The sequence below is a fragment of the Streptomyces odonnellii genome (genome assembly GCF_000981895.1).
Taxonomy (GTDB): Bacteria; Actinomycetota; Actinomycetes; order Streptomycetales; family Streptomycetaceae; genus Streptomyces; species Streptomyces odonnellii.
In genome coordinates this window covers 1-10,711 of sequence record NZ_LATD01000399.1, presented here as the reverse complement: position 1 = coordinate 10,711, position 10,711 = coordinate 1, and the positions used below count along the sequence as shown (strand labels likewise).

9 protein-coding genes are annotated in these 10,711 nt (G+C 70.6%); 1 reads left to right on the top strand and 8 read right to left on the bottom strand.

What is annotated here, in order from left to right:
- From WH07_RS31055 to WH07_RS31020, 8 genes are all read right to left on the bottom strand, one after another.
- The coding region (locus WH07_RS31055) for a hypothetical protein (RefSeq protein ID WP_046507438.1) at positions 1 to 2,286 on the bottom strand (2,286 nt) is incomplete at its 3' end.
- Entirely contained in the window at positions 2,283 to 4,883 is a 2,601-nt protein-coding gene (locus WH07_RS31050; protein ID WP_046507436.1) for an ATP-binding protein, read from the bottom strand. The genes WH07_RS31055 and WH07_RS31050, both read right to left, overlap by 4 nt.
- A gap of 5 nt (positions 4,884 to 4,888) precedes the next feature.
- Complete coding sequence (locus WH07_RS31045; RefSeq protein ID WP_046507434.1) at positions 4,889 to 5,401, bottom strand: hypothetical protein; 513 nt, start codon at positions 5,399 to 5,401, stop codon at positions 4,889 to 4,891.
- Positions 5,398 to 5,721: a hypothetical protein gene (locus WH07_RS31040; protein WP_046507431.1), complete on the bottom strand. Its 324-nt coding sequence runs from the start codon at positions 5,719 to 5,721 to the stop codon at positions 5,398 to 5,400. Before WH07_RS31040 ends, WH07_RS31045 begins: the two co-directional genes overlap by 4 nt.
- An 11-nt stretch (positions 5,722 to 5,732) precedes the next feature.
- Positions 5,733 to 6,656, bottom strand: coding sequence for a conjugal transfer protein (locus tag WH07_RS31035; RefSeq protein WP_157877464.1), 924 nt, complete (start codon positions 6,654 to 6,656; stop codon positions 5,733 to 5,735).
- Positions 6,657 to 6,760: 104 nt separating this feature from the next.
- Positions 6,761 to 7,009, bottom strand: a complete 249-nt coding sequence (locus WH07_RS31030) for a hypothetical protein (protein WP_046507425.1) — start codon at positions 7,007 to 7,009, stop codon at positions 6,761 to 6,763.
- 110 nt (positions 7,010 to 7,119) lie between these two features.
- Positions 7,120 to 7,971, bottom strand: coding sequence for a hypothetical protein (locus WH07_RS31025; protein WP_052744611.1), 852 nt, complete (start codon positions 7,969 to 7,971; stop codon positions 7,120 to 7,122).
- A gap of 1,041 nt (positions 7,972 to 9,012) precedes the next feature.
- Entirely contained in the window at positions 9,013 to 9,702 is a 690-nt protein-coding gene (locus WH07_RS31020) for a hypothetical protein (protein WP_198533927.1), read from the bottom strand.
- Positions 9,703 to 9,999: 297 nt separating this feature from the next.
- Between WH07_RS31020 and WH07_RS31015 the strand changes: the two genes are divergently transcribed.
- Positions 10,000 to 10,236 carry a hypothetical protein gene (locus WH07_RS31015; RefSeq protein WP_046507423.1) on the top strand — a complete coding sequence of 79 codons (237 nt, stop codon included), beginning with the start codon at positions 10,000 to 10,002 and terminating at the stop codon, positions 10,234 to 10,236.
- Positions 10,237 to 10,711 lie beyond the last annotated feature (475 nt).

The following is a 10,711-nucleotide window of genomic DNA, read 5'->3' as shown; positions in this document are numbered from 1 at the left end:
CTGCAGCGCAGCCTGCCGCGCTGAGGCGGCTGGCTGGGACGGGTGCGGCGGCACCCTCCGGGGCGCCCGCTGCACGGCAGGGCGGGGAACAGGCCTGGGCTGGGGCGGCCCGGCGGGGCGTGGTCCGGGCCGGGGAACGGATACCGGCCTGGTGCGCCGCGGGGCGGGTGCGGACCGGGGCGGCAGCCCGCGGTGGATACGTACCTGGTTGGCCGCCCAACGGCCTCCGATGTTCGTCCAGTACTCGTTGGTGAAGTTCCGCGCCGCATCGACACGGGGCACAGCGGCCTGCGTGAGCCGCTCGCGCAGCGCGGCCGCTCCCTGTCCGGCCCTGCCCGGCGCGGCGCGGACGGCGGCTTGTGCGGCCCGGGCGGCACGCGGGGCGTAAACGGGTGCCCCGACCGTGTACTTGAGGCCGAACTTCCCGACGCCCGCGGCGGCGCGGGCGCTCCCGGCGGCCAGGCGGCCGGTACCCCGCACGACGGCTGCGCCGCCACGCCGCACGGCTCGCGCGCCGAGCCGGGTGGAGAGCGCGGCCGATCCGTGGCCTCCGAGTGCGAGAGCGGAGGAGGTTCCGCCGGTGGCGGCCATCGCCCCGAGGACCAGCGCCGTCTTCGCGGCGGAGGCGACGAACGAGCGGCACCGTTTGCCCGTGGTATCCATCTGGGCGGGGGCCCTGCCGCCGAAGCGAGTGTTGCCCACCCGCGTCCGGGCCTGCGCCGCCCATGCCTTCGACTTGTTCGCGATTTTCTTGCGGTAGCCGAACCCGGCGATGACTACGACGTCCACGACGAAGAAACGGACTGTCAGCCCGCCGGGGATGACGTCGGGCGGGGCGCTGAGCACGCTGGTGACCAGCTGGATGGTGACGGCCAGGGCGACCACGATGACCACCATCAGACCGAGCAGACGCAGGATCGCGGTGCCCCGCTCCCACATCCAGGCCCGGCCAGGACCGGGCATGATGCCGGCCGCCAGGGCGACCCGGGCGAGCATCGCCTCGATGGCGAGGCGCATCTGGGTGACCAGGTAGCTGAACCCGGTGGCGAGCAGGAGGCAGAAGACGAGCAGGGAGGCGAAGAGGACGAACAAGGCCCCGCCGGCCTTGTCCCAGCTCGTTCGTTTGGCCTGGTCCGCGTCGCCCTTGACGCACGCCTTCTCGAACTCTTCCGTGGGCTCGACACTGAACATCTGGTCGCGGACGTATTCCAACGCCCGCTCATTCATGACGTCTTCGATCTTCTGGCCGACGACGGGGACGAGGTCCCATCCGGACGGGACGTCCTTGATCCTCTTCAGGGCCTTGGCGAAGGCTTCATCGAACACGGCCTGCTGTACGCGGGACTTGGAGTACAGCTCGGTGCATTCCGCGTCGAAGGTCTGGTCGTAGGAGAGCATCATGCTCGGCTGGACGATGAACGCGTCGACCAGCTTGTCGGTGATCGGCCGTGTCAGCTTTTTCGCGTCGGCCTTGCTGCCGGCGGGCAGTGAATCCTGCGTGTCCATGGTGATGGCGAAGACCGCGATGCCCACGTCCCGGGCCGTGCCGACCGCGCCGTCCTGAGGGGACAGCAGCATCTGCGGGGGAGCGGCGAAGGTGGAGACCGCCAGGGCGGAGATCACGGTGGAGGCAGCGATCTCGCCCCAGCCGCGGGCGCGGTTGCCGAAGAAGATGTGCCAGACGGCCACGGTGCCCGAGAACGCGATAAGCAGTCCGGGCAGTCCCATCTGCACGATCGTCTGGCCGTACAGGGCGTCGGAGACGGCCATCGCCGGCTTGAGCAGGATCGCAGCCAGGGACCACGACAGTGCCCACAAGACCAGCCAGCAACCGAGGGAGATCATCCACTTGGTGAAAGTGAACAAACTCTCCGTGATGGCGCTCTGCAGCTTCATCTGGACGTCTGTGATGCCGCCGGAATCGGAGGTCACCTGGTAGGCGGAGACCGGGATGCCGTACTGGTCGGTGACCTCGAACGCCGACAGCACGCCGCTGCGGTGCGTCTTCTTGTAATTCTCCACCGCCTTGTCGAGGTCCTTCTTCATCCGCTCCTTCGACTTGCGGACCTCCTCGCTGTCGTCGGCTTCCGGCTGCGGTGCGGCAGGCCGCGCCGGTGCGCCGGTGCTCGGTCCCGCGCTGGGCATGGCGGGCGGGGCCGGGGTGTCCGCGCCGGCCGGTGAGGCCAGCAGCAGCGCGGTGATCGCGGCGAGGGCGACCAGCAGCAGCCCGAGCCCCGCGCAGCGCCCCGCGTTCTCGTACCGTCCCCAGCTCCCGCCGCGTATCACGCGGCCGCCTCCGCCGTGTCGTCCTCATCCGTACCCGTGCTGCCGGGGTCGGAGTGGATCGCCTCAGCGGCCTGGGGATCGAGCGGGATCTTCACCCGCATCCCGCCGACGCGTCCGAACAGGTCCCGCACCAGGCACTCGCCGGCGCGCTGTGCCTGCGCGGCGTCGGACTCGTCCAGTGGTGAGAGCTGGGTGGTGACCAGTTCGACCAGATCGCTGTCGTTGGGATCGAGATCGAGGAACGTCAGGCCGCGACGGGCCAGGTTCTTGCTGGTGTGCCGGAAGAGATGCCGACGGGGGAAGAGGCCCCGCAGGATCTGGCCGGTGTCGTTGTCGGGGCCGATGTCGTGCGCATCGTGACTGCCGACCAGCACACCGGAGTTGTGCTTCCGCCCGTCCTTCACGAGTTCGAGCAGCAGGTCCAGGCCCTCCGGGGAAGAGGTGAGCCACCAGCACTCGTCCCACACCACCGCGCAGAACTCGTCCGCACCCCGCGGGTCGAACGCGATGTCACGGCAGATCGTGGCGATCAGGTAGAGGGCCGCCCGGCCGAAGACCTTCTCCGGTGAGAGCCGCTCGAAATGGCCCGGGGCCAGCTCCCACACCTTGGGCAGAGCCAGGTTGGACACGGAGAAGACGACCGCGTCCGCGTCCGTGTCCAGAACCGGAAGCGAAGGATCGAACACCGCCTTCGCCAGGTCCCGGCGGTCGTGCTTGGCGAGCTTGCGGGCCAGCGTCTCCGACGACGCATCGCCGGCCTGCCCCCGCCGCGTGAGCTCCTGGAGCAGCGCCCGCATGGACGGTCGTGCCGAGGCCAGGACGTGCGCGACGGTCTCGGACAGCACATCACCGAGTTCGTCCATCGGACGGATCCCCAGCAGCATCCCCAAGAACGACTCGACCAGCCGCTGTGCCTCGCTCAGGTCCGGCTTCACCCCGCCCCGGACCCGGGTGAACACCCGCAGCGGATCCAGCGACACCTCGGCTGACTTGTCGATGGTGATCGACTGCACGCTGCCCGGGCAGCTGCGGGCGAACCGCAGCCACTCCTGCTTCGGTGTGCGGTCGACCATCACGGCGCGCCCCCGGCTGCCGGGCCGCCGCGCCTTCCGGCCGGCGGCCAGGACCCAGTACACCGCCGCCTTCATCGCTACCGACTTGCCGCCGCCCAGCTCGCCGATGAACGCCGCCGACGCGGACGTCTGCTTGGCCGGGCCGCGCGACCAGTCGACCAGCACCGGCCGGACTCCGCCCCCCGACATCTGGAACCCGTACAGCGGGCCGCGCTCGTCCCCGAGCTCGGTCGCCGCGAACGGGGCGGCCATGCAGAAGTCCCGCGCGAGCAGAAACTGGGAGTATTGCGTCATCACCTGCGGCGTACGGGCTCCGGGGAGCATGCCGTAGAACAGCCGCTCCTGCTCACCCAGCGGCCGGGCCAAGGTGTACTCGTCACTGCCGAAGTCGCCGGCCAGCGCCGTCGCCCGCTCCTCCGCCTCCTGCGGTGTAGATCCCCACACGCAGAACGCGCCCATGGCCCGGACCTCGACCTCGGTGGCCGAACTGGTAAGGCGCTCCCGGTACTCGGCCAGGCTGTCGCCCGCCTTCTCGATGTTCGCCGGAGCTCCGGCCGGGTCCTGCGCGTACTCCTCCGGCTGCCCGGCCAGCTCCCTCGCCTGCCGCCGGGTCTTCGGCTCGGCCCTGGCCCCTGCGGTGACGCTCAGCCGCATCACCCAGTCCACGGGAAACGCGAACGTATCCAGCGCCGCCAGGTACTCCGAGCCGGGGAACCGGAAGGACTCCGGCATCTCCGACAGCGTCAGGAACGCCTGATAGGAGTCGCCCCACTCGGTGGCGACCTGCAGCCATCTGCGCCGAAAGAGCTGCGCCCCCTCCTGGTCCCGGTCCTCGGGGTCCGGGACATGGCCGACAGCACCCTCGGAGAGGACGGCTTGCCCGAACGCCGCAACTCCCCGCCCCCGGCCACGGATCCCGCGCGGCTCATCCGGCGGAGGGAGCAGCGGTTCCAGCACCCCGCGCCGTGCGGAATGCCCGTAGATCCACAGAATCTCGGACTCCGTGGCCGCCCGCGTCTTCACCGACCCGGGCCAGGACGCGGACACCTCCCCGGCCTGCCGGACGCGGCGCTCCTCTTCCTTCCGTGAGACAGGAGCCGGCAGCAGCCCGAGCTGGAGCGCGACCTCAGCGCGCGCCGCCTGCACCACCTCCCGCACGGCCTGACGGGAGTTGACGGCCGGCAGCGGCACGGCCAGCCAGTCCGTACGCCCCGTCAGCTCCAGCTGCTCCAGTTCATCAAGCACCCGGTGCGCCAGCTCGGTGTACCGCTCGCTGGCCGGCATGTTGATGCCCTCGGTCATCTGCCGCACCACCGCCCGCGGATCGACCTGCGGGCACAGGCTCAGCCACATCGACTCCCCGTGCAGCTTCTTCACCAGCGATTCCAGTGCGTGCAGCCGACGTGCTTTCGCCGTCGCGGTGGCGTGCGTCTGGTCCGCCCCCTGGACCCGCCACAGCCCCCACACGGTGCCGTTCAGCGTCCAGATGACATTCCCCGCCACATGCCGGATCGGCATCCGCATCCTGATCAGCCCCTCTGCTGCGCGATGGCGACCCGGCGGGCGGCGAGCAGAGCCGCCGCATTCGACAGCGCCACCCCACCCCCCACCACGGCTGGCGCCGTACGAACAGGACCGCCAGGACGCGTACGCCAGGTGAGCGTGCTGCTCCCCAGCAGAAGATGCGGCCGTCGGCGCGGCAGCGGTCGGCCACCGAGGCGACCGCCCTTCGCAGCGGCGGCCAGGCCGATCGCGCTGGCCGCCGCCGCGAACGGGCTCCGGCCGTCGATGTGCAGCTGCCGCACCACGAACGACGACGCGTACGGCACCGCGATCAGCGGCACGACGTCCAGCAACCCGAACCGCGCCCACAACCCACGGGTGAGGACCATCAGCCCCAGCACCACGGCCATCGTCACGAACTGCGGCACCGTGTACGGGCCTCCGATCAGCCGGTGCCCGTCCCACTGCCCGATCACATGCCGGTGGCGGCGCGCCTTGGTGTAACAGCGCCCCACCAGCACTTCCTCCGCCTCGTTCACCGCAGACCACCCGTCGACGACAGCGAGGGCAGCGTGTCCACGATGCGCACCACGCCAGCGGGCCGGGCCGCGCTGTGGTCCGTCCGCAGCTCCTCAGCGGTCTTGCTGCTCAGCACGGTCTGGGCAGCGACGATGCCGAGCACGATCGCGCCGCCGATCGCGGCCACCCCAGTCTTGAGGATCGACCGCGTAGTGAAGCCAGCCCCCGCCACCAGAGCCAGATACATGATGATCAGAACGGTGCTGCCGAGGATCGTCTTGATGTCGGTGCCCATCCCGTTGACGTCATCAAGGATGCCGACAGCCAGCGAAGTGTCCATTGATTCCTGCCTCATTTCGTTTCTGACAGAGCGCGGGTACCAGTAGCGAGAAGAGGCGCACCGCCGACGGCGGCCACCTCCCACCGCCCGTCCCGGCCCCGCAGGTCAACCGCGTACGCCAAAGGCCGCACCACACCGTCCGGCCTCTGCGCTTCCACCTGGACCAGCAACTGGGCCACTTCGGCACCCTGCGGGTCACCCAGCTCCGGCACGTCGCTGTCCCGGCCTGCCACCGCGATCTGCGTGATACGCACCTGCCGGTATGGCGCTGGCCGCACCGCATCCAGCACGGCGCCCGGGGACACATAGCGACTCACCTCGCCCTGCCCGGCCAACTGCGCGCCGAAGAAGGCACGGAGCGTCCCGACCGCCGGATCCGACCCTGTGGCCGCACGTACTGACCCGTATTCCAGCCCCGGCCCCTCACCGGCCGTAGGAGAGGCAACCTCCGCAGGAAGCGTGGTCGCCACCAGGTCCTGACCGCCCGCCTTCCGCGCGAATACGGCCACCTGGAAGTACCGCTGCTGCGCCACCTCCTTCACCGCGCCGCTCGCCTCGACCTGGCCCTCGTCCTGCTGCGCGCCGTTCTGCGGCGAGGGCTGGAGAACCCGGACAGCCACGGTCACCGTCCAGTACTGCACGGAGACGTCCTTCACCCCGACCGCCGCCACCCGCTGCACGCGCACCGCGCCTGCCGGCCCGCTCAAGTCCAGAGAGGCGGCGTCCGGGTAGAACACGGCGAGCTCCTCCTCGGAGCCCTCACCCGCATCCAGATACGCGGCGACGTACATCTCCGCGAACCCGGCAGGACCCGTCGCCCCCTCGCCCCGCTCGATCACGGTCGCCGGTCCCGAAGGAGCCGACGGCTGGGATGCCAGCGCCACGGCTCCCAGCAGCGGACCGGCGATCAGCAGAACCCACGCTGTACGGCGCACAGTCGCCACCCCGAGGGCGACCGCTCCCGTGGATGCCCCAGTCAGCCAGCCGCCCCGCTCTGCCGCCTCAAACTCCCCGCCGGCGCTGGCACGTTTGCGGCGCTTCACGACAGCCCCTCCCGAAGCCGTCCCACGCGCTCGGCACGTACGGAAGGAGACAGCGCGACCCACCGGGCGAAGGCGTCCCGAGCCGGCGCCGCCTCCTCGTCCAGATAGGCGCGCATCGCCGCCACCGTCTGCTCGCCGAACGGCGCCACCTCCAGCAACACCACCAGCCCGCGCACCCGACGCCGTGCACGCACCAGCAGCACCTCGTCCGCGCCGCCCCCGGAATCCGCCGCCCTGTCCGCCATCCCGGCCCCTCCCTCGTGTGTGAAGACGGCGGCCACTCCGCCGCACACCCACACCAAGGAGTGCCGCCGCCCCAGACGTGACACCCCGCAGCACGAATTCCCGCGCGTCCTCACGCGGCCTGCACCCACTCCGCAGCCACCACCCGCAGCTGACGCACCGTACGACTGCGCCGCTGACGCCACGCGACCGGCGAGATCCCCGCCCGCTCCGCTTCCTCCCGCGCACCCTCACGCGTCTCGCGCGCGATCACCCGAGCCCGCCCGGCCTCCACTGCCCCCGCAGCGACCGCCCAGACCAGCAACTCGACCAACTCGCCACGCGCCCCCGACAGCTCCTCAGCCGCAGCCCCTACCAAGTCCTTGGCAGCGGCCTGCTGCGCCAGCACCCCGCGCCAAGCCGCCTCCTCGGGTGTCTCCCCGGAGTCGTCGGAGATGAGGTTCGACGCCACCTCGGGCAGAAGGAACTCCACGCTGTCGGGTTCGCACTCCGCCTTGAGCTCCCGGCTCGCCCAGTGCAGCGTCTCCAGCAAGAGATTCGCCGCGACCTTCCCCCGCCTCGACAGCGGATACGTCCGCACCACCTGGTACAGACAGGCGACCACCGTCTGCCCGACCTCATCGAAATTCCGCCCAGACCGCATCAGCCGCCGCGCCATCCGGAACGCCCCCGGCAGCATGGCCTGCACCACCACCCGAGCAGCCAACTGCGCGTCGGCCCCCTCACCTGCGGCCTCCCGCAGCAGGGCACCCAGCCAGACGTCGCTGTGATCCCGGCCGTGCGCCAGGTCCCGGTCCCGCAGCGCGGCCAGCAGACCCTCCAAAGTGCTAGGCACTTCCCCCGAAGTGAAGACCCCCGCCTCCCGGAGCCAGCCGCCGACGGCCGCCGCATGGTCCGGATCGGCACACACCAAGGTCCACTCAGCATCCAGCCCGGCGAAGATACGCTCGTTCTCTTTGCCCACGACACGGCTCCTTCCAAGGTCACGTGTCGTGAACTCTTCTCAGCCCCCCTGACCCAATTGCAGGCCCGAACCGCCAAAAAGGCAGGTCACAGGGTTGCCCAACTGCTGACCCTGCTTGAATCGCCGCTGACCCATCTCCGCAACCGCTGAGGGTGTCAACAGCTCATCCGGGCCCGGTTTTCGGCAACGACGGAAGAGCATTTGGGATCTCGGAAGTGACTGCGGAGCGTCGCCCGACCCGGAGCGTCCCGAGGCTCCAAAATCCAGGCGCATGAGGAACGAAGCAGAGCGTGCGCCGCCCCAGCCAGCCCAGACGGCTTGAACCAACTGCTCGCCAGTCGCCCCCGCTGGCAGCCCGACCTCGGAGTCTCACGCGAGTTGGACTGAAGCCGTACCCCAACTGACTGGATCCTGAGAGGGGCGGCCGGGAGCCGGGAGTACAACGGCGCCTACTCGACCCTGGTCAGCGCGGACACAGGCGAATCGATCGAAGTGACCTATCTCTACGCCGAGAAAGCCCACGCCCATCGCCTGCGCCACGGGCACGGGTGCCTGCGCACCCGACGGCGCCCCCCAACCCGCCCTCACTGAGCGGGCCTGCGGAGTGGCTTATCTGGTGGCGCAACTGGTTGCTGGTGCAGGCGCCTCACAAGTGTGGCTACCGGTTGCCCTACGGGTTGTCGGTGGCTCTGACAAATGCTGCTTTTGCGCAGGCCACCGGGCGTGGGTCAGCGCTTGGCCCCGGCGACACCTCTTCCTGTCCCACCAGGGAGAGGACTCTTTCCCAAAAGTGGGGGGACGCCTGCGATCGCCCGCCCCTACGGCTTCGACCCTCGATATCCCGTGCAATGGGAGGTGGAGGCGCTGGAGCTGGCAGAACTGCAGCACCTGGTCCTCCCCGCCGTCGCCCCGTACGCCGACCGCGACGTCCTCGCCCGGCAGGTCGGGAAGAGCAACGCCGCGCCCTGGCCGCCTTCCTGGACGGCTGGGACGCGGCGGGCGGAGAAGCACCGTCGTAGCGCTGTACGGGTGCCCGCAGGCTTAGGCGGTTGCCGGGGCCGGGCACAGCGACGCGAGCGGGGAGCGTCGGCCTTTCTCCACCGCGCGCAGCTGCTCCCAGTCGACTTCGGGGTGGGCCGGGATGACCGCGTCGACGGAGGCGGTGGTGTAAAGCGCGACGTCGACGGCCCCGGCCCGGCTCGTGCCGAAACGGACCTCGATCGACTGCGGGGAGCGGACCCACCCGAGCCGCACCATGTGATCCCAGTCCACCCGGCGTACCCGGAGCCGGGCGGCGGCCTGCTCGGGTCCGAGCGGGGTGTCGGCGGCGACCAGGTCCGCCAGGTCCGTACGCCGGCAGACCTGGTCGACCTGGTCGGGGTGGTGCAGCGTCCCGTCGGGGTTGGCGCTCAGGTCGGCCAGCAGGCCGCGGTCGACGAACCGCCGCACCACGAACGCCGTCACGTTCGCCGACTCGCCGTACGCGGTCGGATTCGGGGTGCCGAGCGCGTCGGCGATCCGGTCCGCCGCCGCGCCACCGGAGATCGGCGGGGAGGACATCGCGGCCCGGATGGCGGCGGCGTCCAGCGCCTCTACAGCGGCCCGGGACCACTGGGAGGACGACACGTCCGGGTCGGGGATGAGTCCGGCGTGGCGCGCCCACCGGAAGGCGGCTGCGGGCACCTTCAGGCGCTTGGCGGCCTGGCCCGCGTCGTACTCGGTTCGTCGCATGAGATCACCTCTCGCTCGTTCGCCGGAAACGGCGGAACAAAACATGACAGAACACTGAAAAGCTGTCAATACTTACTGAAAATGGTCAAGTTGGATGGATGCTGACAGGACTGCGTCCGCGTACACGAAGGAAAATCGCCCGCCCAGGTGTCGCTCGGAACGGCCTGGACCGCCATGGTCGGGGCGGCCACGAACCCGACCACGAGGCCGGCCGCGCCGGGCCGCGCCCCGACTACGGCGCCGGAGCAGGGCGCGTCCGAAGTGACACGCAATTCGAACAAGCGATCTAATGCCGGTATGGACGTGACCGACTTCCCCGACGACCTGGTGCAGACGCAAGCCGCCTGGAATGCCACCTACACCGCGCTCGCCGCACCCCGCCCCTGCGACACCACCGCCCTGCGCCGCCGCCTGCTGCTCCTGTCCGTACGGCTGTGGCGGCATCCCTACTGGGAGACCGTCTCCTCGGTGCCGGCGGCGCGTTCCGAGCTGCGGCAGTTGGCCCGTGTCCACGGAGCCGTCCGGGCTGAGTGACCGGTCGGCCAGGAGCAGGTTGCGACAACGGTTGCGCCTACTGCTGCGAGACCCGGAGGGCTGTCGCCGTGTCCGGACAGGTCACCACGCGGTTTCGCCGTGGTCGGCCCGCTGACATCCCCGTTGCGGCTGCTCTACCCATGTCCCCTGGCTGGAGTGAAGGGGTAAGGGATGGGCGGCCCCGGCCGCGGCCGGGGATCGGGGGGCGTTCAGCCGGTTGCGCGTCGGCCGGGCCTGCCGCGCCGCCCCTCACCGTTGCCCGGCGGCCGGGGCCGGACGGAAGTCGCCGGCGCCCCGGTGCTGTCCTTGAGGTGCCGAGCCCTGGAGGAGTTCGTCGGCCGGTGGGGCGCGGCGAGCGCGGGACCGCCTTAGCGCTGTACGGGGGCTTGCGCGGCTTGGGCGAAGTGCAGCACGACGGCCTTGGCCCCGGCGGCGACTTCGTCCGACAGGTCACTGCTGCGTGGGTGGGTGGGTG

Excerpts from the sequence above, each read along its gene's own strand:
- WH07_RS31015 (WP_046507423.1), top strand. The coding sequence starts at position 10,000 with ATGGACGTGACCGACTTCCCCGACGACCTGGTGCAGACGCAAGCCGCC.
- WH07_RS31030 (WP_046507425.1), bottom strand. The coding sequence starts at position 7,009 with ATGGCGGACAGGGCGGCGGATTCCGGGGGCGGCGCGGACGAGGTGCTG.
- WH07_RS31040 (WP_046507431.1), bottom strand. The coding sequence starts at position 5,721 with ATGGACACTTCGCTGGCTGTCGGCATCCTTGATGACGTCAACGGGATG.
- WH07_RS31050 (WP_046507436.1), bottom strand. The coding sequence starts at position 4,883 with ATGCGGATGCCGATCCGGCATGTGGCGGGGAATGTCATCTGGACGCTG.
- WH07_RS31020 (WP_198533927.1), bottom strand. The coding sequence starts at position 9,702 with ATGCGACGAACCGAGTACGACGCGGGCCAGGCCGCCAAGCGCCTGAAG.